Source organism: Lysinibacillus sphaericus, from assembly GCF_005217585.1.
In the GTDB taxonomy this organism is placed as follows: domain Bacteria; phylum Bacillota; class Bacilli; order Bacillales_A; family Planococcaceae; genus Lysinibacillus; species Lysinibacillus sphaericus.
On the sequence record NZ_SZPT01000011.1, the window covers coordinates 26,495 to 50,189 of the forward strand.

Below are 23,695 nucleotides of genomic sequence, written 5' to 3' on the forward strand. Positions count from 1 at the left end.
AGCTAAAATTTTTATAAAATGTGTAACAAATATTGGATACTAACGACTTATTAAGGAATGTAGAAAGCGGGGTGAAGTATTGCATAAAAATCAATTACAGATTGAGCAACTATATGATGCCTATCATCGTGATGTCTACCATTTTGCGCTTTATTATACAAATAGCAAACAAGAAGCGGAAGATATTACGCAAGAAACTTTTTTAAAAGTACTTAAACAATTACATCATTTAAAGGATGGGGAGAAGGTAAAAACGTGGATTTTAACGATTGCACGGAATACAGCAGTAGATATACATAGAAAACAAAAGATTAAGCGTTTATTAACAGAGAAACTAACTAAACAGCCTATTTTAACAGAAGGCATAGAACCTCCTGCTATAGTTGAAAAAAACGAGCAATGGCAAATTGTACAGCAAGCATTAATGACATTAAAGTCACATGATCGAACAATCATTATATGTCGTATGTTAAAGGATTACACAATTCAAGAAACAGCAGCTATTCTTGGTATTTCAGAAGTGAAGGTACGCGTTGACTTTCATCGTGCAATGGCAAGACTTCGTAAAAAAGTAGGGAGGAGAAATTGATGGAAGATCGTGAGTTATTTGATACATTAAAAAATCGTCCCGATATTGAGCCAGAGCAAGCATTTTCAAGTAGCCTACGTCGAGAGTTAGAAAACAATCCAAAATTAAAAACAAAAAAAGTAACTGTTGCACCACTTCTCACAATCCCTATGACAATAGCTATTTTTGTTTTTTTATGGATGATTACTACAGGTCAAACGTTAGAAATAAGAAGTGCGGCATCACCTATTATCAATCAAGAGAAAACAATGGTGTTTACTGGAGGGTTGTTTGTATTACTCTCCCTAGTGTTATTTATTATTTTTGTGTTTAGCAAGGGTTATACAAAAGGGAAACTGGTCTTTATAACATTTGCCTTGTCATTGTGTGTATGGGTGGGGAACCTAGTATACGCTAATTGGTAGCGTGTAGCTGAACCGATTGTAGTACCGTCTCAACGTGATACTTATGTATCCACTGCTAGTAGATTTTTAGATAGAGACAGTGAAGTATTACTACCACTTTTCATTCGAGATATAGAACTTTGCGGGAGGGGAACGTTGATGAAAGATCCTTACAATAATTTATATAATGGGTTATGTTTTATTTTTTTAGACTTAAAATTTTTTGGACTACCTGACATTTTTCCTGATTTCTTTGGTTATATGTTTTTTGCTTATGGCATTCATTTATTGCCGTCAATTCGTAAATTGAAGTATTGGACGAGGAACTTTGCGATGGTTTTAACTGTATTGTCCTTTGTTGTGGAACTGGACCAATGGACGGGGACATTGCTGTTAGGACAAATCGGAGTACAGTTGCTGCAATTTTTATTGATACTTTTCATGTATTTTCTATTTCAACTGTTATTGCATATTCATGAAAATAAAGCTTTCGAGGCGAAAACATTTAGAACATATCAAATATATATGACGCTTATGCTATGTGGTTTTGTTATACAATCATTTGCTATTAACTTAGATGCCAATTTGCAAGAGGTGGCGCTTACTATAAGTATTCTACTACAGCTTATAGCTTTTATACTGTTCGTCTTTTATTGCCGTTCAGGTAGTAAATACTTTAAAAGCAAACAACAAAGTAATGTCCAATCATTTTAATAAATTGTTTGAGTGCCTGGCACTTACCATAGATACTTAGCATAATATCGGCTCCTGAATCGTAAAAATTCACTACGCTTTCCGCGGGCACGACGTAAGCCACAACCGTCGCTGTCGCGCCGCCTGTTGCGTCTTACGTTACGTGCGTTCCCGCAGGAGTCTTCGTAGATTTTTACTTAATTGCTTGCCGGAAGAATTCAGAATTGTTTGAGTGCCTGGCACTCTAAAGTGACATGTTTTCTTGTTTTATATCATAAGCTTTATAGCTATGGTTTCATTACGTAAAAAGGAGGCAAATCGCATTCAAATACATGTTGTGCGGGCAGGGGAGTCCTTATATGGCATTGCACAGGCATATGGTACAACCGTTCAAAGTATAGTAGATGCCAACCAAATCCCAGATCCCAATCGATTAGTTGTTGGGCAAGCGCTCGTCATTCCAATCGTAGGGAGCTTTTATTATGTGCAGCCTGGGGACAGTTTATGGTCAATAGGGCAACGCTTCGGCATTAATTATTTAACACTTGCTCAGGTCAATGGCATTCATCCAAACCAGATTTTAACAATTGGTTTGCGTCTTTATATTCCGCCAGCACCGAAAACAAAAGCAGAGACTTTGGCATATTTAGAGCCAAGAGGAACAGCGGTAAGTGAAGTGCTATTAAGCCAAGCTAGAGAAGCATCGCCATATTTAACGTATCTTGCGTTATTTAGCTATGAGGCGCAGAGGGATGGGACACTAAAAAAACCACCAATAAATGGTGTGACTGAAATTGCAAATGATACAGGTGCATCTCTGGCTATGGTTGTATCTAACTTGGAGAACTTCCAATTTAGCGGAGAACTAGCAAGAGATATATTTCAAAGTACTGCTGTGCAAGATGTACTTTTTGACAACATTCTTAATGAAGCGAGGCGCGTAGGAAGCATCAAAGATATTCATTTTGATTTTGAGAACTTACCAGCCGATCAACGAGAAGCGTATAACAATTTTTTAAGACGAGCAGTGAAGCGGTTCCATGCCGAGGGATATACGGTGTCGACAGCACTAGCACCGAAAACAAGTGCTAATCAGCGAGGTCCTTGGATTGAGGCACATGATTACAAAGCGCATGGGGAGATTGTGGACTTTGTATTGCTGATGACCTATGAGTGGGGCTATTCTGCGGGTCCACCAATGGCTGTTTCACCTATTAGGGAAGTGGAGGCTGTTGTGAAGTATGCTGTATCGGAAATGCCAGCAAGTAAAATTTTGCTCGGGCAAAATCTATATGGCTACGATTGGACATTGCCGTTTGTACAAGGGGGTCCGTATGCAGAGGCTGTAAGTCCGCAGAGGGCTATTGAGATTGCGAAAAAATATAATGCAGCGATTCAGTATGATTGGAATGCACAAGCACCTTTCTTTGACTATTACGACGAGCAAGGAAGAGCGCATGTAGTCTGGTTTGAAGATGCGCGATCGATTCAAGCGAAATTCAATTTAATTAAGCAGTACAAGCTTAGGGGTATAGGCTATTGGAAATTAGGGCTACCGTTCCCGCAAAATTGGCTATTGATAGGTTCGAATTTTGATGTGGTGAAAAAATGACAATGATAGGGATAAGGATATACCCAATCTATTGCTCACCTAATTGGAAATAATCTGTAAATACTATTCCCTAATTTGGTAATATATTATATAATTATGGTAAATTGTAATTTAGGAGGGATATTTTGGGTAAATTTAAAAAGTTAGGAATTATCTTAACGTCTACTGCATTTTCTGTCGGGGTTCTTTCTCCAATGGCACAAGCTTCTGCTAATGTTAAGGATGCTCCAGAGAGAATTGAGATTCAAGTAGCCTCTACTGAAACAAAAGTAACAAAAAGCACACTTATTAAAAAATTACGTGAGCTTTTCCCAGAAAAGTTCGATTTTTTAACAGAAAATGATTTCCATACTGGAAGTGGCCATTATTATAACGATGATAAAACTGTTCGTTATGAATTGAGCTTCCATAAAACGGTGAATGGAAAAGATATCTATGGTAGCATCACATTTAAGGGCGATAATTTAGAACTTGAACACTTCTATTACCAGCCAGCGAATGTTGCAGATGCGCTCTATCCTGCAAAATATTCAAAAGAAGATGCACAAAAAATTGCACAGGATTTCTTAAAGAAATTCCCGAATACAGCAAATTATAAGTTGCAAGAAGATGAATATGATTATATTAATGATTATAACTTCACTCGTCCATTATCAGAACCAATTACTTATTCCTATACGTATGCACCAACACAAAACGGTGTAGCAATAAGTGACCATTTCATTTCTATCGGCGTGCTTGCTAATGGAGAAGTTGTACAAGTATATCGCAACTCAGATGTATCTTCTAAAGCAACGTTCGATAGTATAGAAAAGAAAAAGAGTGAGCAAGATGTGCTTGCACAAATTCGTGAGAACTTTGATGTTGAGCTACGTTATTATGTAGACTATAATTTCCAATCTGAAAAACGCAATGTCAAACTAGTGTATGTGCCAACATCAAGCTTCTCTGGTGTAAATGCATTAACTGGTCAATGGCAAACAGCGAATGGTTTCGTATCGCAAGCACCAAAAGCAAAAGGTGTTGAAAAGCTTTCTTCAGAACAACTTGCCCCAAGAAAAAGCGGTATGAAACTTGATGAAGTTGAGGAATTTGCAAAGTCCTTCTTAAAAGTGGACCCTGATAAGGCGAAGTTGCAAATTGAGCTGATTGATGAAAGAGAAAATGAAAACGGTGAAACACTCTACTCTGTAAACTATATGTATAATTATGATAGAGGTGGCACTGGTGCGTCACTTGAAATTAACAAGGCAACTGGTGAAATTACTCAATTCTATGATGTACGTAGAGATTTCATGGTAACAGATAAAAATGCAGAAACAATTACTAAAGATGCTGCGATGGCAAAAGCAATCGACTACTTAAAAGAGTGGGCTCCGTCTTATATTCATAACTATGCAAAACCTTTAGATGATTTTGCTTATGATAGTTATGGTAAGCAATATAGTTTCTCCTTCCCACGCGTAGTCAATGGAATTGCTGTTGTTGGTGATGAAATTTATGTAAGCATCGGATCAGACGGTTCATTGCGCTCACTATCAATTAACCAACAGAAAATTGATAACTGGCCGGCTGTAAGTAAGGCTGTACCAGCAGATAAAGTGAAGGAAACATTTAGTAATGCATTAAAGTTAAAACTGCAGTACGCGAAGCAGGACAAAGAGGATAATAACCACTATGATTTAGTGTATGCACCGACTTATGAAGGTAGCCTTTTCAATCAAATTGATGCAACAACTGGCAAATGGGTGAATAGTGTGGGCGATTCAAATAGTAAACCACAAATTTCGCACCCAACGGCTGGACAGGAACTAAATTACTTATTAGCTCAAAATGTGTTGGAAGTAAAAGATCCAGCAAGCTTTAATGCTGATACATCTGTGACAAAAGGTGAGGCATTGAAAATTATGCTTAAATCATTAACATATGGATATTTCGGACCATATGGAAATGAAGATGAAGCGCCTCAATCCTTTAGTAATATTGATGCGAAACATCCGTTATACGGAGTGGTTGAGCAAGCTGTAAGAATGGGTGTATTACAACCTGCAAATGAATTTGCTGTTGATGCGAAATTGACTCGTCAGGAACTTGCAGAATGGTATATCCGTGTATTACGTTTAGAAAGTGCTGCTAAGCATAGCGATATTTACAAATTAAACTTCGCAGATGCAAGCACTATCGACCCAGCGTATACAGGATATGTTGCATTAGCAAGCGCAATGGGGTTAATTGATGCACAGCAAAATAACTTTAATGCAACTGCAGAAGTAAGTTATGCTGATTTAGCTGTGTCGACACTTCGCTTAGCTCGTGCTATTCATGAAAATAATGCTAGTCTTAATTTCTACTAGGACAATTTGAATGAATTCTTCCATCTGTTTAGGATGGAGGAAAAGGGTATCTCTTGACTTGAAGAGATACCTTTTTGCCGTTTAATTGGAGCAGTTTTAGGGAAGAATAAATGTAAGAAAAGGAGTGAAGATAATGCGAATTTATAAAAATTTATTAGTATTCTCATTAGCGACAGGTTTACTTTATGGCTGTAACAAAGATGAGGTAAAAGACGTACCTGCAAATGCTCCAACTGAGCAAAATACGAATCAACAAGCTGGTGAAAATGTCACTGACCAAGTGCCTTTTAACTTTTTGGAATTTGCATTGGATGTCGATTATTCGCCAACAGAATCTTATGAGATTGAATATGAAAATAAGAAGAACGGTTTAGAAGTTAAATTGAAAGATGACCGCAACAATGAAAGAATACAAGGTGATGAGGCGTATACGAAGGTTGAACCATTATTGAAGCAACTAACTTTTGATTCAACAACACCGAATGATGAAGTAATTGAGCAGGTTATTAAAGTATTTAATATTAAAGATGATTATCAATCCATTGAGGTAGAAGTGGAGTTTGCGGATGGAACAGAAAAAGAGTTTAAACGGTTGAAGTAGTAGCTGTGCCCTATACAGTAATATGTATAGGGCTTTTTCTACGATTTGCAACGCCTTTGTAGAAATCAATTTAAGTCCATTTTAAATGCCAGAGGAGGGTTTTAAGATAAAAGGATTGCTAGCAGGATTTTTTTATGATATTATTATCTCGAATTAAAGATATTTAATTTCGAGGTAAATAGGAGAGTGCATCTTATGAAGGAAGAAAATCGTTATTTAAAAGCTTTTACGATTATGTTCCGTGCTTATCAATCTGTCCAGGATGCAGCCAAAAAAGATTTGCTTCAATATGATTTAAACCAAACTGAATTTGGGGTACTAGATTTTTTATATCACAATGGCGAACAGCCTATTCAAGTAATTGGTAAGAAAATTTTAGTTGCAAGTAGTAGTATTACGTATGTTATTGATAAGCTGGAGCAAAAAGATTATGTTTGTCGACGAGCTTGTGCTAATGATCGTCGTGTTACGTATGCAGTGTTAACAGATGAGGGACAGGTTTTAATGGATAGAATTTTTCCGCTCCATGAACAGAAGATAAATGAAATTTTTCAAATATTGGACCAGCAGGAGTTGGAAATAATGAATATGGCTTTAAAAAAGGTCGGTCTTAATGCCATTAATAAATAAAAAATTTTACACATATATCTCGATTTCGAGATAAATAGGAGGCTTTTAATTATGAATCATTTAAAAGGGATTCACCATGTAACAGCGATCACAAGTAGTGCTGAAGAAAATTATAAATTTTTCACGTATGTACTAGGAATGCGTCTAGTAAAAAAAACAGTCAATCAGGACGATATACAAACATATCACCTATTTTTTGCAGATGATAAGGGTAGTGCAGGTACAGATATGACATTCTTTGACTTCCCGAACATACCAAAAGGTGTACATGGAACAAATGAGATTTCCAAAACATCATTTCGAGTACCAACGGATGCAGCATTAGTTTATTGGGTAAAGCGCTTTGACCGCTTAAATATCAAACATACAGGCATTAAAGAACAGTTTGGTAAGCAAACCGTATCGTTTGTTGATTTTGACGATCAACAGTATCAACTGATATCTGACGAAAACAATAAAGGTGTTGCCGCAGGTACACCTTGGCAAGATGGTCCAATCCCACTTGAATATGCCATTACAGGATTAGGGCCAATATTTGTACGTGTTGCGAATTTTACTTATTTTAAAGAAATGTTAGAAAAAGTAATGCTTTTCACAGAAATAGCAGCAGAAGGAGACTTCCATTTATTTGAGGTAGGAGAGGGAGGGAACGGTGCGCAAATCATTGTAGAATATAACACCATCTTACCTGTAGCTCGTCAAGGGTTTGGTACAGTGCACCATGCGGCATTCCGTGTAGCAGATCGAGCTGTTCTAGATGAATGGACAGAACGTTTAGAAAGCTTTGGCTTCAGTACGTCTGGTTACGTTAACCGTCACTTCTTTGAATCGCTCTATGCACGTGTAGCACCTCAAATTTTATTTGAATGGGCGACAGATGGACCTGGCTTTATGGGAGATGAACCTTATGAAACATTGGGAGAAAAATTATCATTACCACCTTTCCTAGAACCTAAGCGCGCACAAATTGAAGAACTTGTTCGTCCAATTGATACTGTTAGAAGTACGATACCATTTGAGAAAGAATATGAATAATAACTTTCCCTTGTACAATATGCAAATTGGAAAGTAAATGCTAGTTAGGTCTTTGATTATGACCGTAGACAGTACTACCGAAGCAAAATGAATGACTGGAGGACGTCAGAATGGAGTTTACAAAGTTAATTGATAAACGTCGATCGGCAAATAATTTTATAGAGGGAATTACAATGACGGAGGAGGATATCCGTCCCATTTTAGAAGATGTTAAGCTTGCACCTTCAGCATTCAACTTGCAACACGCGGAATATATTGTTGTGTTAAATCAAGAATTGAAAGAAAAAGTACGTGAGGCTGCATATGGTCAATATAAAGTACATTCAGCGTCCGGTGTTATCCTAGTATTAGGAGATAAAGAAGCTTACAAGCAAACAGCTCATATTAGTCAAGGTATGGTTGATTTAGGTATGATTACAAACTGTGAGCTTGACAATCTTATAGACGATAATACAAAGTTTTACGAAGAACGTGGCGAAGCGTTTATGAAGGAAGATGCAATTCGTAATGCATCACTTTCAGCTATGCTCTTTATGTTAGCAGCTAAAAATCGCGGCTGGGATACATGTCCGATGATTGGCTTTGATCAACAACAAATGCGTGCATTATTCAATGTGCCAGCAACACATGAAATTGTACTAATGATGACAATCGGTAAGGAAAAGGAAAGTAGTAAGGGTTTAAGAGGGTATCGTAAACCTGTTGAAGAGTTTACTACCTATTATTAATGCAGTATAAAATATAAATGCTCAACCAATATTAAAAATAGTAACCACTTAGGAGGAAATATCGTGAAAGTAGTAGCAATCGTAGGTAGTATCCGTAAAGAATCTTATAATATGCAATTAGCAAAGTTTATGCAAAAACGTTATACAGAAAAGTTTGAACTAGAGGTATTAAGCTTACGAGATTTACCAATGTACGATCAAGATATTGAAAATGAAGCACCACAAACTGTCTTAGATTTCAAAGCAAAAGTAAAAGCGGCAGACGCGGTCCTATGGATAACACCAGAATATAACGGAACGGTGCCAGGGGTGATGGTAAACGCTATAGATTGGCTATCACGAGTGGATAAAGTAATGATTGGTAAACCATCCTTTATGATGGGAGCATCTATGGGGAACTTAGGAACGGTTAAAGCGCAATTACATTTACGTGATATTTTATTCTCACCTGGCATTAATTCACCATTGCTAAGTGGTAATGATGTTTATATTGGCGCTGTCCACACAAAATTTGATGCAGAAGGTAATTTAACAGATGAGGGGACTGTCAAATTCCTTGATTCAGTAATTGAAAACTTCTTAGATTGGGTTAAAAATTATATTTAATAAAAAAGAATGCTAATAAGTATAAGACATACTTATTAGCATTCTTTTTTAGGGTTGTTGGCATTGTACGGGCTCTAAAGAGTCATGCTTTTCCAGCAGGAATCGAGGAAAACGTACCTCCTATATATTTCTCTAATATATGGCTCATTCTTATTTGCATTAAGTACTACATAGGGTGAAAAATCAATGAGCATGTAGTTTTTATTTTATACTATTTAATAGAAGTATCTTTCTTCTGCATAAAATCTTCACACTTACACGTTATCATTTTGAAATATAGGTGGTTACAGGATGAAAAAACTTTCACTAAAGCTTGGCATTATCTTTTTTATCACATTGTTTTGCATCGAAACATTTATGATGTTATTTTTGCATCTTTCTTTGACGAATTCGAGAGTTGATGAAGAACTAACAAACTTGCAGACAACGGGTAATTCGCATCGAAAGATATTGGAGCAAAATTTCGAAAAGGAAACGTTATCACATATAGTATTAATGGAATCCCAAGATAATACGGACGTTGTGATTGCAGATCGTGCTGGCAAAATTTTAGCTACTTCTTCGCCGCACCTTGATATAAAAGCATATTTACAGAGGCTTGGAGCAAGTGTACCTTATGATGGTCAGGTGCTAGAGAACAATTGGCAAGATGAAAAGTATATAGCGACCGTTAGTCCAATTCAAAAACAGCAAAAGACCATTGGCTATGTTTTTATGTTCCAAAATACAGATTCTATCCATGCCTTAATGGAGCGATTAAATAAACACTTCCTAATTGTTGGGCTTGTGTCGGGATTGGTGACCATTGTAGTGATTATTGTGTTATCTAGAAAGCTTGCTCGTCCATTAATTGAAATGAAAGAAGCAACATTAAAAATGAGTAAAGGGGATTTTACAGTAGCCCTTTCAACGAATGGTCAAGATGAATTAAGTGATCTTGCGAATGCTATTCAACTATTATCTAATGACTTAAATCATTTACGAGAGGAAAGAAAGGAATTTTTATCGAGTATTGCTCATGAGCTGCGAACACCGATTACATTTATAAAAGGTTATACAGATATTCTTTATAAACGAGATTTATCGGAACGAGATCGTCAAAAGTATTTACGTATTATTATTGAGGAAACGAATCGATTATCAAGGTTAATAAAAGACTTATTTGATTTGGCAAAAATGGATGAAAATGCATTTGTTATAAACAAAGAATGTCTTCATATGGATGACTTTGTGGCAAGTATTGAGGCAAAGTTAAGACCTGCTTTCCATGAAAAACAAATTGACCTTTTTGTGCAATGTGAAGCGGGACTAACTTTATTGGCTGATACAATAAGGTTGGAGCAAATTTTTTTGAATTTGTTAAATAATGCGCTGACTTATTGTTCCTCAGGAGATTCGACTTTCTTACAAGTGGAAAGAAACAATCATTTCGTATCAATTATTATAAAAGATACCGGAAAAGGAATTCCGCAGAAGGATTTACCTTATATTTTTGAACGTTTTTATAGGGTTGATAAATCTCGTACGCGTGCCAATGGCGGTTTAGGATTAGGACTTGCCATTGTAAAGGAGCTCGTTCATGCACATGGAGGGGAAATTACCGTTGTTAGTGAGGAAAACAAAGGGACTACTTTTAAATTATTGTTTAAGGAGTAGGAACAAATGAAAACATTATTATTAATTGACGATGAACCAAGGATGTTAGAGTTACTTACCCTTTATCTTGAACCTTCTTTTCATTGCATTGCTAGGTCGTCTGTAAGAGATGCTTTAGAATATTTAGAAGAACATCATATAGATTTAGTGCTGTTAGATATTATGATGCCTGGTATGGATGGCTGGCAAGTATGTCAGGAAATAAGGAAGTTTTGGGACGTACCGGTTATTATGCTTACGGCAAAAGGGGAACAGGCTGATATTATAAAAGGGCTAAATCTTGGAGCTGACGATTATATTTTAAAGCCTTTCGATGAGGAAGAATTGTTAGCGCGTATACAGGCTGTTTTAAGAAGAACAAAGGCTGAAGAAATCGTTATTAATTTCGAAGGGCTACGCTTAAATAAAGAATCCTTTGAGTTATCTTTTCACCAAGAGATGATTTCTTTAACGCCAAAAGAATTTTTGATGTTAGCGTTATTTCTTGATTATCAAAATAAAGTTTTCTCTAGAGAGCATTTAATCAACACTGTATGGGGATATAATGTAGCAATTGAAGACCGAACGATTGATTCACATGTCCGCAATTTACGGGATAAGCTTCGAAAAAGTGGCTTTCCAGTGGATGATTATTTACAGACAGTGTGGGGAATCGGCTATAAATGGCATAAAAGCGGTGACAAAAAGGTTTTAGAATGAGACTGGGACATAACTAAAAAAATTTAAGGAACAGAGAAAAGGTGTTCATAAATTTTTGCTATATGGAGAACTTATCTTTTCTTGCTTTTGCAATAAATAAAAAATTAGAAGTGTTCACTAGTTGTTGGTAGCGGAAGCGGTGACTCCTGCTCAGAACAGCATACAATGTAAGACGTAACAGAACGCGCGTTAGCGAGGGTTGCGGCTTACTGTGCTGAGCGGAAAGCACCGCCGTAGCGGACAACAACGGCGTAGCAAAAAAGGTGTTAGATTGACTGCCATCAATCTAACACCTTTTCTCTTTTGTCCCAACCTCATTATTTTGTCGCTAGCTCGCTATCAGTCACCCATTTATGATTTTTCATTTCTTCACCAGTAGTTGTTAAAGCAAAATCGACCATATAGACAGTCGTTTGTACGGCATCATCAATGCGTACAGTCGCATTTTCCATGCCTGTCATATGGGTAGCATCAGTTTTTACTTCTGATCCTGGTGATAAAGGTGCTTCACCTGGGTCGATTAATTCCTCATGAATCACCCATTTATGATTTTCAATTGTCTTACCACCAGTAGTAGGCTCAAATGAAATAATGTATGCTGTCGTATCGTAAGCGCCGACAATTGTCGCTTCGGCTCCTGTCATTCCTGACATATGGCCATCTGTAAGAATAGCCTTACTGCCGACAGGGAACTTTGGATTTTCGGCTGTTTTTAAAGTGGCTGGAACTTCACCAGAGCTTGAATGATTCATCATGGAATGATCCATTTCATCCCCATGATCCATTTCATCCCCATGATCCATCTCTTCGCCGTGGTCTGTTTTGTCGCTTTGAGCAGATTCTGACTTCGCTGTATTATCAGCACAAGCTGAAAGTATTAGTAAAGCAATTGCTGCTACTAACATTAGGAGCCGATTTTTATTTAATACCATATGAATTTCCTCCTTCGATTTGGATGTGTCTTTAATGTAGCAAGTAAATGTGCAGAAATGATGGATTTAGTTTGAAATGAGGAAAGATAGATTCCTAAATGAAGGAAATAATAGACTACGATAATGATGTATGATAGAATCGTCATAATTTTAAAATTTCAGATACTAATGGTGTGACGCTTGTAAACACGAGCATCACTTAAAAGGGAAGTCGGTGTAAATCCGACGCTGTCCCGCAACTGTAACGAGGAGTTCTATGATAGTGTAGCCACTGTTTTTAAATGGGAAGGCAATCGTAGATACGATGAATCGAAGCCAGGAGACCTGCCAGTTAGTTCATACCTGTAATGCCCACGAGGATGCAAGCAATTACGGACAATTGATGGATATTTCTCCTAATTTGTTTAGCTAAGGGTATTTCTATGCATGTATGCGTAGAATGCCCTTTTTTATTGCTTCGTCTTTATCATGATTGATAAGGAGTTCATAACCAAATGAATAAAAAATTTATGTTATTTTCTTTGACCCTTTTTCTAGTGCTCATTGCGTCTATGACAGTGGCCATTATGATTGGGTCTGTGTCAGTTACGCCGTTACATGTATGGAAGGTAATTCTTTCGAAAGTGCCATTATTCCCTCATGTTATAGAGGAGGATTGGAGTCGTTCGCAAGAGATTATTATATGGCAAATCCGTGTTCCTCGCGTGATTCTGGCGGCTGTTGTTGGTGCAGGCTTAGCGGTTGCTGGTGCTGCTGTTCAAGCACTAGTCCGTAATTCGATAGCCGATCCGTATATTTTAGGTATTTCTTCGGGAGCAACAGTGGGCGCAACGGCTGTCATTATTTTAGGGGCGTTTTCATTTTTAGGTATCTACGCCCTTTCAGTCTCTGCTTTTTTAGGCTCTTTTATGGCAATTGTCTTAGTATTTTTGTTGTCGCGTGTAGGAGGACGTATTTCGATTTTTCGCCTTTTACTAGCGGGGATGGCGGTGTCCTTTATCTTATCTGCCACTTCGAATTTTATGTTAATGATGTCTAAGGAAGAGGGCGGGATTAAAGCCGTTATGTATTGGATGTTAGGCAGTCTCGCAGGAGCAAAATGGAGTAATTTATTTATTCCAGTCATTGTCTTTTTTATCGTATTTGGGTTGTTGTGGCTATACTATCGAAATCTGAATTTATTACTACTTGGGGAAGAAGCAGCCGTCACGTTAGGGGTAAATCTTCAACAGTTTCGCATACAGCTAATAGTACTCGTATCTTTACTGACAGGTGTGCTCGTTGCAGTAAGTGGGTCCATCGGGTTTGTTGGTTTAATTATTCCGCATATCGTACGCTTGTTAGTTGGCTCTAATTATCAACATGTTATCCCCATAAGTGCATTGTTAGGGGGAATTTTTCTAGTTTGGGCTGATGCGTTAGCGCGTGTATTAATAGCCCCAGAAGAAATGCCGATTGGTATTATTACTGCTTTTTGTGGGGGACCATTTTTCATTTGGCTACTACGTCGAAACAATTATTCATTTGGTGAAGGGGATTAAAGGTGATGACATTAGAAGCAAAGGAAGTATCATTCTCCATTCATGATCAGTGCATATTAGAGAAAGTAAGCATTCAAATAAAAGCAAAGCAGTTTGTTGGGTTGATTGGCCCTAATGGTAGCGGAAAGTCTACACTATTAAAAAATATGTATCGTTTATTAAAGCCAGAAAGCGGTACAGTGCTATTAAATGAGCAAGATATATTTAAGCAATCAAGTAAAGTCATCGCAAAGAAATTAGCAGTTGTCAGTCAAGAAACGCCTGTGTTGTTCGACTTTCAAGTAAAAGATTTAGTGAGTATGGGAAGAACGCCACATAAAAAACTTTTTGAGATGGACAATAAGGAAGACTTTAATATTGTAAAAGAAGCCTTGTCTCAAACAGGTATTGCCCATTTAGAAACACGTAGTTTTAGTTCCCTTTCTGGAGGGGAAAAAAAGAGAGTGATGGTTGCGCGTGCACTTGCACAGCAAGCACAGATACTTATTTTAGATGAGCCGACAAATCATTTAGATATCCACCATCAATTACAACTAATGGATTTAATTCAAACACTGCATTTGACGGTTGTCGCCGCTTTACATGATTTAAATATGGCCGCGATGTACTGCGACTACATTTATGTTTTACAACAAGGTCGTATCGTTCAATATGGTACGCCAGAAGAAGTGTTAACACCTAAGCTGCTGGATGATGTTTTTGGAGTATGCGCCGACATTCAAACACATCCACTAACAGGCAAACCATATTTAACCTATTTAAGTGCCAGTCACTCAAACAATTTTCGAACAATTTCCACATAACACTGCTTAAAGAAATTATCCAATTGCCCTTTGTATAGTTGTGAGATATTCGGGGAACGTTATTTTTGAAAGGATGCGTGATGAATATGGAAGAAATAAAATTTGCACAATTAGATCACACACAGCTTGAAAAAATTAATGAACTCGAAAAGAAAATTGGCGTTACATTGGTTGCATATGATTCAGCAGCAATGCCAAACCAAGGTTCAGGTTCGTACGAGACTGATAAAGGCGCTCATCAAAACCATCCATCCTAATGCTTGAAAATACCTTGCAGCAATGTAAGGTTTTTTCATTTTATAATAAAACAAAAGGAGATGTGTACATTGTTTCATGACTATTATGCAGATTTACATATTCATATTGGACGAACAATGAGTGGGCGCGCAGTGAAAATTACTGGGAGTAAAACGTTAACATTAGCACGGATTTTAGAGATGGCTAGTGCCAAAAAAGGGCTTGATATTATTGGCATTATTGATTGTCATTCACCAGAAGTCATTGCTGAAATGAATATAATGATACAACAAGGCAAACTAAAGGAGTTATCGCAAGGTGGACTCCGATTTCAAGAAACAACGCTTATTCCAGGTTCTGAAATCGAAATATATGATGGCTCCTGCCATGGACCAATTCATGTGCTAGCTTATTTCCCTACTATTCAAGTGATGGAGAATTTTTCGAATTGGATGAGCCAGTATATGAAAAACATCCATTTAAGTTCACAGCGTATTTATTGTGAAGGCCAAACTGTACAACAAAAAGTGCGGGAATTAGGGGGGCTTTTTATTCCAGCACATGTTTTTACGCCATTTAAAAGTTTATTTGGAAAAGGTGTTCATATAAGCTTAACAGAAGTATTCAATCCACAGCTTATAGATGCTATAGAGCTTGGTTTAAGTTCTGATACCAATATGGTCAAAAACATAAAAGAACTTCAAGCCTATACATTTGTTACAAACTCTGATGCACATTCGCTTGGGAAAATGGCTCGTGAATATCAAAAACTAAAATTAATGGCGGCTAATTTTAGCGAATTAAAGATGGCGCTTCATGAACAGGATGGGCGGGCAGTAGTGGCGAATTATGGGTTAAATCCATTGCTGGGCAAATATTATCAAACTGTTTGTGCTAATTGTGGTAATCAGCTAAGTGCAGACGATACGCTTTGTACATCTTGTGCAAGCTCGAAAATTATTAAAGGTGTTGCGACACGTATTAAGGAACTATCAGAGCCGTATGTTGATGAACGTGAAAGACCACCTTACATCCATCAAGTACCACTTGATTTTATACCAGGTTTAGGTCCGAAAATGATGGAAAGATTATTACATGCATTTGGGACTGAAATGACGATTTTACACCGTATCACGACCGAGCAACTCGAGGAAATTGTGCCACAGAAAATAGCTACGATGATTGATTTAGCGAGAACGGGACAATTACATATTGAGGTTGGTGGTGGAGGTGTCTATGGAAAGGTACAGCATAAATAGAGCAGGAAAAGAATGCTAGCCAAAGTATTTACAATATAATGCACCCACTTTTATCCTTAATCTAGTAAACTAGTAATTAGTAGATGAGCAGGAGGAGTGGGTATATGCAATTTTCAAAAAAATTTCGTTTTTTAGCTGCTAGCATGCTAGCTTTACAATTAACAATACCTGTAGGTGCAAGTGCGGAAAAGAAAGAAGATCATATAGCGCCAAGCTGGGTTGTACAGGCTGATTACATAGCACTAGGCGATTCATTAGCACATGGTATGAATGAAGTCGGAGCCATTGGCTTAGGCTATACAGATTTTGTAGCACAGGCATTACAACAAGAAGGTTTACTTACATCCTATAATAAAGGGTTTGCCTATTCGGGGTATACAACTAAAAATGTGTTAAAAGACTTACAAGATGATGTAGAAAAGCCAGTGACGGGGTTTGGTTATACAAATGATCGTGCAAAGCTTAGAGCTTCAATTCAAGAGGCAGAGCTGATTACGTTAACTGCTGGTGCTAATGATTTATTGCCAATTCTAAAACAATCGTCAACAACTGGTATTGATACAGCCGCCATTATAAAGGCATCTCAAGAAGCTATAAATAATATAGCGGCAATACTCAAGGAAATAAAGAAGTTAAATCCACAGGTACAAATTTACGTGATGGGCTATTATAATTCTTTCCCTTATTATAGCGAAGACTTGCAAACACAGTTTAAAATGCTTTTAGGTATCATGAATGCTTCTATTAAAACAACTGCTGAGAAAGCAGGTGCAATATTTGTGCCAACATATGACGTAGTGGCGAAAGATGTACCTAACTTTTTGCCAAATCCAGAAAACATTCATTTAAGTGAAGCAGGTTATTTAGCAGTAGCAAAGCAGGCATTTTTACCAGCTATTAAAGCAAGTTCACTATGGGATGCTTCTTCAGCAATCCAAGTCAATGTTAATAGTAGTACAGAGGCAAATGTAAAATGGCTAGCGGCAACTGATAATGAAGGGGTTACGAACTATCATGTGTATTTGAATAATACACTCTACTCTACAGTCAATGCCAATCAAACAGCTATAACGCTCGATAGTTTAGTAGATAATACTACTTATACTGTTGCCATAAAAGCGATAGATGCGGCAGGGAATGAAAGTGTGCAAAGTCCAACTGCAACTTTTACAACAGGCAGTAAAGTGCAATTTTTAGATATAGAAAATCATTGGGCAAAGGAGTTCATTCAAAAAGCGGCTGCAAGAGGCATGATGAAGGGCTATACTGATGGTACTTTTAGACCTGAACAAAATATTACACGCGCACAGGCAGCAGCGATGCTTGTTAGAAGCTTAGGTTTAACAACAACTAGCAAAGCGCCTTTCACAGATATAGCGAGCTACGATGCCGAAACACAGTCAGAAATTGCTGCTGCTTATGCACATGGTCTTGTGAAGGGGTCGGATGGCAAGTTTAATCCAAGCCAGCCTATTACGCGCGCGCAATTAGCATTAATGATAAATCGTGCTTATGAAAAACAGTTTAACCAAACATATGTTGTGAAAAATCAAACACCGTTTACCGATATAACTAGCTACAATGATGAAACGAAAAATGCCATCACAATGCTGTATGAGCTTGGTATTGTTGCAGGAAGTGAAGGAAGATTTTCTCCTGAAGCCCCAACAAAGAGAAGCCATGCTGCTAAAATATTAGTGAACTTTAGTGAACGTTTGAAATAAACCTTCTTTAGGAACTTCTTGAAAGCGAATTAGTCAGAGGTCATTACGGTTAAGCTAACTATTAAAAAGCCGTTCAATAAATCCACTAAGAAGATTTATTGAACGGCTATTTGTTTTAATAGTGAGTAGAGGTACTCTACTTCAATAAGTCAGGGATGAGTGTTAAATCAACGCTGAACTATGAGTGGTCTTTCAGTAGATGTCACAGACTAATGCTTAAATAATCTGGACAAACTCAACAGACCAAATGGATTTTAAACTATGATAGTTTGGCAATAATGCCTTCTTCATCATCTAAAATTAGCTCAATACCAGTTGAGAAAGGATCGCCGTGTAGGACGTCTTTAATCCATACACGTAATGCGCCAATCATAGCAGCGGTATTCAATACTTCGATTTGACCGTTTGTTTCGACTTCCGCGCCGAAGCCTGTCTCATCTTCGTACGTTAGCTCAACAAGTACGTCTTCAGGGCGAACATTTAGATGGTAAGCCTGTGAAAGACAAATTGCATTGATAATATCTTGCTCGTTAATTATTTGTGCCATTGTGTAGCTTCCTGTTCTTTACGCTTTTTGTCTTTAAACATATTGATAATTTTCACGACAAGCATCACAATTACAGCGATAGCAGCGATATTAATTAATAAACCTAAAATATTACCAAGCATACCTAAACTACTAAATAGACTACCGAATAGTAAACCTGCTAAACCACCTAGCATTAAGCCCTTCATAAGGCCGCCAGAGAAAAAGCCACCTTTTTTTGCAGTAGTTGAATCTGTTTTGTTTGTAGACGTAGTATTATTTTTATTTGTTGTAGCATTATTTTGGTCTTTAGAATTATCCTGAGATTTTTGGATATTTGAGCTATTGTTGTTGTTTGAGAAGCCTTTTTTACCTGACTTATATGATTTCGCTTCTGCAGTTGGTGTGTCTGATATTAATAGTGTTGCGCCAACTGATGCAAACATTAGTGTCGCTGCAAAAAGAGCAGCAAGAATTTTTTTCATTACTTACATTCCTCCAAAATAATTTTTTGTTTTATCATAAAATAGTTCTTAATAGTAATTTTACATGAACTATAGTGAAAAATAAAATATTCACTACCTGTAATTTAGGAAATTTGCAATATATGAACAAGTAGTGTCAGCATACTGCTGAATGGGAATAGAAAGGAAGGAAAGGAGTAAATGCAGTGCTTCCAACAATGACATTATTAATTTCAATATTTTTAATGCTGTATATTACAGAAAAAAGACGCTTTATTAACGCTGTCGTTTTAGGCTTAATAGGGTTGAATGTATTTGTAGGTATGACAACACGTTATGATTTATTTATTAACGAACAAGGTATTGTGTCCAAAATGGGTATCATGACGTTGTTCGGTATTATACCAGGTATCATGTTAATACTATCCATTGCGATGTTTTTCAATAGTAAAATCCTGCTTGAAAAAGAAGGACGAAGATTTCGAAATGTATTACTAGCTGTGTTTGGCTTGGCTTTCTTTGCAATGATGATTGGCTATGTTTTCGTATTCTTTACGAATATTGAAAATCCTCTTTGGCATATTCTTTTCTTTTATGCGTTTTTGATTTTTGCTTATACAGTATTTTTATATACAAGTGTGATGGTCTACGCTATCATTTATCATTTTGCACCGATAACATATGAACCTGATTATATTCTTGTGCTGGGATCTGGCCTTATTGGTGATAAAGTTCCTCCTCTATTAGCAAGCCGTTTAGATGAGGCAGTCAAGCAATATAAAAAATATGGAGAGCGACCTTTTATTATCGTCTCGGGTGGGCAAGGGCGCGATGAACAAGTTTCAGAAGCGTTTGCGATGGAAACATATATGATAGATAAACATCAAATACCGAATCGGAAAATATTGATGGAAGATCGGTCGACAAATACAGAGCAAAATATGGCGTTCTCTAAAGCGATCATGGATGCGCACGCGCAAGGGAAAAAGTACCGTTCACTTTTTGTTACGAATAATTTTCATGTATTTCGAGCGAGTATTTATGCAAGAAGGGCAAAGCTTGATGCACAAGGTGTAGGCTCTAAAACGGCGTTATATTATATACCTAATGCTTTTACTCGTGAATTTATCGGTTTGTTAGAAATGTATAAATGGGGACATATAACGCTCTTTTTCGTCATTACGTTATTTGTAGGACTAATGTTAAGAGCATATGTGTAACCATTCTTGAACTGCCTTCCATATAATAATAGCAAGGCAGTTTTTTTACATAGTGTGCAAGGGGGGAAATGAAATGTACGGGCAATTTTTAGCAAAGCAAAATAAGGAGCGAACGGAGTCCTTACAACAATCAACAAATATACAGAATACATGGTTTGCACAAAACCTCACTTTACTCATATTGGATGAAGTACAACTGACAACCTTGCAAAAGATGCTCTATCAAGTTATTCAGGGATTGCTAAGAAAAAAACATCAGCGACACTTACAAATAGTACATCCTGAGCAAACACAAACAGTGCAAGACAATGTACTAACGCTGTTAGCAGAATATGATGATGTATTGCGTGAGGCAATCCCACTCCCGATATATATTTTAATATGGCAAATTACTTCCTTAGAGAAGTTAGCGTATACAACGGAGGTTGTTGATGATGTCCTCGATGTCCTGGAATGGTATTTTACACATCAGGACGAAACAGTTGCTGTTTTTGAAGAAGAAGATTTAGACCATGAAGAAATCATCGATTTATACAAAGCTGCGATTGAAGAACAAGATGCAGATGCCCAATTTGAACTTGGAGAATATTATAGTGCAAATGAGGATACATTTTTCCAACCGAAAAAGTCCATTAAGTGGTTTGAATTAGCGGCAAAACAAGATAATGCGAATGCCCAATATGCTCTTGGTAACTATTATTTTGAAGGAATTGGTGTAGAAGAGAGTTATGATCGTGCTTTTAAGTTATACGAAGCTGCAGCGCAACAAGGGCATGCAGATGCGGCAAATAATTTAGCGGATATGTATTTGAATGGTGAGAGTGTACCAGAAAATATGTCACTTGCTAAACATTGGTTCGAGATTGCTGCCGCACAAGGGGTGGCAGAGGCAATGTTTACATTAGGTCTTATGCATGAACAAGGGTTAGGTGTTGCAATAGATGAAGAGAAAGCATTTGCCTTTTATAAAAATTCGGCTGAGGCAGGCTATGTTGAAGCGCAATACAGACTAGGTGGGATTTATTTAGAAGGTCACTTAGGGCAAGCGCGGGATATAAATCGTGGTTTATATTGGTTTGAAAGAGCGGCTGAACAATATCATGTAGATGCATTTTATGATTTGGGCTTTATTTGGAGCAAGGGTTTAACGGGGATTCGTAATATTGAAAAAGGTATTCATTGGTTCAAGCAAGCCTCACTCCAAGGAGACCCTGAAGCAAAATTGCAGCTTGGTCATATTTATAACAAAGGTGAGGGAATACCACGTAATATTAAAGAAGCGAAAAAATGGTATGGGCTTGCGGCAGAAGCAGGTATAGAAGAAGCAACCGTTTTACTAGAAGAATTAGAAGAACTTTAAATTTGAAATTTTATGATATTGAAATTTACCCGTAACGGTTAGCTGTGAACTAGGCGTTGCGGTTTTTTATTGTGGTGGATGAGCAAATAGTGATCATACATCTATACATAGAAAAATGATATGGGAGAGAATTCGTTTTTACAGGAGTAGACTGTTAATAGAATGGTTATTTTATGCTATTTATTAACAAAATTTACAATAGTTAATTATATTCATTTTTAAATAAAAAAATAGGATAAAGGACTCTTAATAAATGGCCGAAGGGGAGATATTGAAATTACAGATACTTAATATTACATGTAGTGTTGCAGAGGGAATACGTAAATTCTAATAAATACTGTAGAAATAGCTACTGAAAAAAATTATGATAGCGTTTTATTGCAATTTAACAGTTGAAAACCATTTAGTTTACTTTTAAACTGTATGCTACTTAATGGTAAAATATAGGATATAATAAATTGACAATTATATTAAAAATGTATAATGTATATGAGTGATTTTAATAATGAAAAATAATGAATTACTGCTTATTATGATGTTATTTTGTTATATTATTTTCTTGTAAATTTATTAATGGTTGTGGTATCTTTTCATAGATTTGTCAATATATTTGGGTAAACGGAAATGGGATTTTTGCTCAGCTTTTCAAAAGAACACGTAATGAAAGAGGGAAAAGTGTGATTTTTCAAAAACAGAAAAAGGCAATGACGTTAGATTTACAGCAATACTCGGTGACAATGGATGTTCCGAACTCTCGAACACTGGTTAAGCAAATTGAAATGCTAAATTTGACAAAAGAAGATTTACAATATTTAAAAGCTTTTAAACCATTTGTTGAGGACAACATAAATCACATCGTTGACCGGTTTTATGAAATGATTGGAACTGAGCATAGTTTAGTAGATATTATTAATAAACATAGTTCTGTGGATAAATTGAAGGTCACATTGCGTCGTCACATTATTGAAATGTTTAACGGTACAATTGATGAGGAATTTTATAAAAGACGAGTAAATATCGCCAAAGTGCATGTACATATCGGACTGAGAACACAATGGTATATTTGTGCTTTCCAAGATTTAACCATGTCATTTATTGATTTAGTTGAAGAACATGTAGTGCATCCGAAAGACCAATTGAATACAATACGAGCAATTTCTAAAATTTCTAATTTCGAGCAGCAACTTGTATTAGAAGCGTTCGAAAGTACAATTGAGCAACTGAAGGAAAACGTTGAACGTGAGAAAGAAGCAGTTGAGAAAAAAATTGTGGAATCGTCAGAAGGATTAGCGACCATTTCACAAGAAACAAATGCCTCCTTCCATCTATTAAATAATCAATCACATGAAATTAAGCAATTGGCAAAAAAATCGCTTCAGGTGAGTACGTTAGCAGAAAGTCAAGCAATAGAAGGTCGCGAATGCTTACAACATCAATCTCAAAATATGTGTAATATTATTCAGTCAGTGGATGATATTACGGATAATATTAAACAATTAACGGATATGTCGAAAGAAATGGAAGCGATTATGAGTGTTGTAACGAACATTGCCAACCAAACAAATCTGCTTGCTTTAAATGCAGCTATTGAAGCAGCCCGCGCTGGAGAGGCGGGGAAAGGCTTTAGTGTTGTGGCAGAGGAAGTACGTAAATTGTCTAGTCAGACGAAAGAATCTGTTACATCCGTTGCAAAATTATTAGAAAAAACGACAGAGCGAACGTCTAAACTGGCATATTCGCTTAGTAATATTCAGGCAGAGGTTGCTTCAGGTGAGGAGAACATGGCTCAAACTGAAGGACAGTTTAATAAAATTTTAGATGCAATGACAGAAGCTAAGTGTCAAAATGACCTTATGGAAAAAGAGGTTCAGGCCGTAGCTCAGGTCCTTCATGAGCTTGGGCTAGCATTTAATGAAGTAACAAATTCAGCTGACAAATTAGCAAATGTCGCACAAAACTTAAACTAGGTGAACTTTCGGTGTCAGGCACTCAAACAATTTCGAATTGTTTGAGTGCCTGACACTTTATAGTGTTGCTAAATTT

General features: G+C 36.8%; 23 protein-coding genes and 1 riboswitch. Of the genes, 20 read left to right on the top strand and 3 right to left on the bottom strand.

Annotation, left to right across the window (positions count from 1 at the left end):
• Window positions 1-79 precede the first annotated feature (79 nt).
• From FC748_RS20705 to FC748_RS20760, 12 genes are all read left to right on the top strand, one after another.
• Entirely contained in the window at window positions 80-589 is a 510-nt protein-coding gene (locus FC748_RS20705; protein ID WP_167492705.1) for an RNA polymerase sigma factor, read from the top strand.
• Complete coding sequence (locus tag FC748_RS20710) at window positions 589-993, top strand: hypothetical protein (protein ID WP_108031207.1); 405 nt, start codon at window positions 589-591, stop codon at window positions 991-993. The genes FC748_RS20705 and FC748_RS20710 overlap by 1 nt, the downstream gene beginning before the upstream one ends.
• 138 nt (window positions 994-1,131) lie before the next feature.
• The gene (locus tag FC748_RS20715) at window positions 1,132-1,686 is read left to right on the top strand and encodes a hypothetical protein (RefSeq protein ID WP_024363946.1); all 555 of its coding nucleotides are present in this window, start codon (window positions 1,132-1,134) and stop codon (window positions 1,684-1,686) included.
• Window positions 1,687-1,987: 301 nt separating this feature from the next.
• Window positions 1,988-3,277 carry a glycoside hydrolase family 18 protein gene (locus tag FC748_RS20720; protein ID WP_238600230.1) on the top strand — a complete coding sequence of 430 codons (1,290 nt, stop codon included), beginning with the start codon at window positions 1,988-1,990 and terminating at the stop codon, window positions 3,275-3,277.
• 125 nt (window positions 3,278-3,402) lie between these two features.
• On the top strand, window positions 3,403-5,631 hold the full coding sequence (locus FC748_RS20725; protein ID WP_108031208.1) for a YcdB/YcdC domain-containing protein: 2,229 nt from the start codon (window positions 3,403-3,405) through the stop codon (window positions 5,629-5,631).
• A 133-nt stretch (window positions 5,632-5,764) separates the two neighbouring features.
• Window positions 5,765-6,232 carry a YusW family protein gene (locus FC748_RS20730; protein ID WP_024363949.1) on the top strand — a complete coding sequence of 156 codons (468 nt, stop codon included), beginning with the start codon at window positions 5,765-5,767 and terminating at the stop codon, window positions 6,230-6,232.
• 195 nt (window positions 6,233-6,427) lie between these two features.
• Window positions 6,428-6,862 (top strand): MarR family winged helix-turn-helix transcriptional regulator, encoded by a 435-nt coding sequence (locus FC748_RS20735; RefSeq protein WP_024363950.1) that lies wholly within the window; start codon window positions 6,428-6,430, stop codon window positions 6,860-6,862.
• A 51-nt stretch (window positions 6,863-6,913) separates the two neighbouring features.
• Window positions 6,914-7,897 carry a ring-cleaving dioxygenase gene (locus FC748_RS20740; protein WP_025220684.1) on the top strand — a complete coding sequence of 328 codons (984 nt, stop codon included), beginning with the start codon at window positions 6,914-6,916 and terminating at the stop codon, window positions 7,895-7,897.
• 110 nt (window positions 7,898-8,007) lie between these two features.
• A complete protein-coding gene (locus tag FC748_RS20745) occupies window positions 8,008-8,625 on the top strand; it encodes a nitroreductase family protein (protein ID WP_108031210.1) in 618 nt (205 codons plus the stop codon).
• 63 nt (window positions 8,626-8,688) lie between these two features.
• Window positions 8,689-9,231, top strand: coding sequence for an NADPH-dependent FMN reductase (locus FC748_RS20750; protein ID WP_024363953.1), 543 nt, complete (start codon window positions 8,689-8,691; stop codon window positions 9,229-9,231).
• Between the two features lie 291 nt (window positions 9,232-9,522).
• A complete protein-coding gene (locus FC748_RS20755; RefSeq protein ID WP_108031212.1) occupies window positions 9,523-10,887 on the top strand; it encodes a sensor histidine kinase in 1,365 nt (454 codons plus the stop codon).
• Window positions 10,888-10,893: 6 nt separating this feature from the next.
• Entirely contained in the window at window positions 10,894-11,586 is a 693-nt protein-coding gene (locus tag FC748_RS20760; protein ID WP_108031214.1) for a response regulator transcription factor, read from the top strand.
• Between the two features lie 317 nt (window positions 11,587-11,903).
• Here the strand turns inward: FC748_RS20760 and FC748_RS20765 are convergent, their stop codons facing one another.
• A complete protein-coding gene (locus FC748_RS20765) occupies window positions 11,904-12,518 on the bottom strand; it encodes a YdhK family protein (RefSeq protein WP_108031215.1) in 615 nt (204 codons plus the stop codon).
• Window positions 12,519-12,670: 152 nt separating this feature from the next.
• Window positions 12,671-12,864: riboswitch (cobalamin riboswitch) on the top strand.
• Between the two features lie 148 nt (window positions 12,865-13,012).
• Here FC748_RS20765 and FC748_RS20770 point away from each other — a divergent pair.
• From FC748_RS20770 to FC748_RS20790, 5 genes are all read left to right on the top strand, one after another.
• Entirely contained in the window at window positions 13,013-14,059 is a 1,047-nt protein-coding gene (locus FC748_RS20770) for a FecCD family ABC transporter permease (RefSeq protein ID WP_108031217.1), read from the top strand.
• Window positions 14,060-14,064: 5 nt separating this feature from the next.
• Window positions 14,065-14,862: an ABC transporter ATP-binding protein gene (locus FC748_RS20775; RefSeq protein WP_108031265.1), complete on the top strand. Its 798-nt coding sequence runs from the start codon at window positions 14,065-14,067 to the stop codon at window positions 14,860-14,862.
• Window positions 14,863-14,948: 86 nt separating this feature from the next.
• Window positions 14,949-15,119 carry a hypothetical protein gene (locus FC748_RS20780; RefSeq protein WP_193768823.1) on the top strand — a complete coding sequence of 57 codons (171 nt, stop codon included), beginning with the start codon at window positions 14,949-14,951 and terminating at the stop codon, window positions 15,117-15,119.
• Between the two features lie 117 nt (window positions 15,120-15,236).
• The gene (locus tag FC748_RS20785; protein ID WP_238600231.1) at window positions 15,237-16,358 is read left to right on the top strand and encodes an endonuclease Q family protein; all 1,122 of its coding nucleotides are present in this window, start codon (window positions 15,237-15,239) and stop codon (window positions 16,356-16,358) included.
• A gap of 104 nt (window positions 16,359-16,462) precedes the next feature.
• The gene (locus FC748_RS20790; protein WP_108031223.1) at window positions 16,463-18,082 is read left to right on the top strand and encodes an S-layer homology domain-containing protein; all 1,620 of its coding nucleotides are present in this window, start codon (window positions 16,463-16,465) and stop codon (window positions 18,080-18,082) included.
• Window positions 18,083-18,341: 259 nt separating this feature from the next.
• Here the strand turns inward: FC748_RS20790 and FC748_RS20795 are convergent, their stop codons facing one another.
• On the bottom strand, window positions 18,342-18,629 hold the full coding sequence (locus FC748_RS20795; RefSeq protein ID WP_024363960.1) for a DUF2653 family protein: 288 nt from the start codon (window positions 18,627-18,629) through the stop codon (window positions 18,342-18,344).
• Window positions 18,617-19,093, bottom strand: coding sequence for a hypothetical protein (locus FC748_RS20800; RefSeq protein WP_024363961.1), 477 nt, complete (start codon window positions 19,091-19,093; stop codon window positions 18,617-18,619). The genes FC748_RS20795 and FC748_RS20800 overlap by 13 nt, the downstream gene beginning before the upstream one ends.
• Before the next feature lie 185 nt (window positions 19,094-19,278).
• Here FC748_RS20800 and FC748_RS20805 point away from each other — a divergent pair, with 185 nt between their 5' ends.
• The 3 genes from FC748_RS20805 to FC748_RS20815 all read left to right on the top strand — a co-directional run bounded on the left by FC748_RS20805 (window position 19,279) and on the right by FC748_RS20815 (window position 23,619).
• Window positions 19,279-20,292 carry a YdcF family protein gene (locus FC748_RS20805; protein WP_024363962.1) on the top strand — a complete coding sequence of 338 codons (1,014 nt, stop codon included), beginning with the start codon at window positions 19,279-19,281 and terminating at the stop codon, window positions 20,290-20,292.
• A gap of 73 nt (window positions 20,293-20,365) precedes the next feature.
• Window positions 20,366-21,652 (top strand): SEL1-like repeat protein, encoded by a 1,287-nt coding sequence (locus FC748_RS20810; RefSeq protein ID WP_024363963.1) that lies wholly within the window; start codon window positions 20,366-20,368, stop codon window positions 21,650-21,652.
• 677 nt (window positions 21,653-22,329) lie between these two features.
• Window positions 22,330-23,619 (top strand): globin-coupled sensor protein, encoded by a 1,290-nt coding sequence (locus FC748_RS20815; protein WP_108031225.1) that lies wholly within the window; start codon window positions 22,330-22,332, stop codon window positions 23,617-23,619.
• Window positions 23,620-23,695 lie beyond the last annotated feature (76 nt).

Bases quoted from the DNA above. Each gene is read 5' to 3' on its own strand.
- FC748_RS20810 (WP_024363963.1), top strand. From the start codon at position 20,366: ATGTACGGGCAATTTTTAGCAAAGCAAAATAAGGAGCGAACGGAGTCC.
- FC748_RS20775 (WP_108031265.1), top strand. From the start codon at position 14,065: ATGACATTAGAAGCAAAGGAAGTATCATTCTCCATTCATGATCAGTGC.
- FC748_RS20735 (WP_024363950.1), top strand. From the start codon at position 6,428: ATGAAGGAAGAAAATCGTTATTTAAAAGCTTTTACGATTATGTTCCGT.
- FC748_RS20755 (WP_108031212.1), top strand. From the start codon at position 9,523: ATGAAAAAACTTTCACTAAAGCTTGGCATTATCTTTTTTATCACATTG.
- FC748_RS20715 (WP_024363946.1), top strand. From the start codon at position 1,132: ATGAAAGATCCTTACAATAATTTATATAATGGGTTATGTTTTATTTTT.
- FC748_RS20785 (WP_238600231.1), top strand. From the start codon at position 15,237: ATGAGTGGGCGCGCAGTGAAAATTACTGGGAGTAAAACGTTAACATTA.
- FC748_RS20740 (WP_025220684.1), top strand. From the start codon at position 6,914: ATGAATCATTTAAAAGGGATTCACCATGTAACAGCGATCACAAGTAGT.
- FC748_RS20765 (WP_108031215.1), bottom strand. From the start codon at position 12,518: ATGGTATTAAATAAAAATCGGCTCCTAATGTTAGTAGCAGCAATTGCT.
- FC748_RS20770 (WP_108031217.1), top strand. From the start codon at position 13,013: ATGAATAAAAAATTTATGTTATTTTCTTTGACCCTTTTTCTAGTGCTC.
- FC748_RS20790 (WP_108031223.1), top strand. From the start codon at position 16,463: ATGCAATTTTCAAAAAAATTTCGTTTTTTAGCTGCTAGCATGCTAGCT.
- FC748_RS20710 (WP_108031207.1), top strand. From the start codon at position 589: ATGGAAGATCGTGAGTTATTTGATACATTAAAAAATCGTCCCGATATT.
- FC748_RS20745 (WP_108031210.1), top strand. From the start codon at position 8,008: ATGGAGTTTACAAAGTTAATTGATAAACGTCGATCGGCAAATAATTTT.
- FC748_RS20780 (WP_193768823.1), top strand. From the start codon at position 14,949: ATGGAAGAAATAAAATTTGCACAATTAGATCACACACAGCTTGAAAAA.
- FC748_RS20800 (WP_024363961.1), bottom strand. From the start codon at position 19,093: ATGAAAAAAATTCTTGCTGCTCTTTTTGCAGCGACACTAATGTTTGCA.
- FC748_RS20730 (WP_024363949.1), top strand. From the start codon at position 5,765: ATGCGAATTTATAAAAATTTATTAGTATTCTCATTAGCGACAGGTTTA.
- FC748_RS20760 (WP_108031214.1), top strand. From the start codon at position 10,894: ATGAAAACATTATTATTAATTGACGATGAACCAAGGATGTTAGAGTTA.
- FC748_RS20795 (WP_024363960.1), bottom strand. From the start codon at position 18,629: ATGGCACAAATAATTAACGAGCAAGATATTATCAATGCAATTTGTCTT.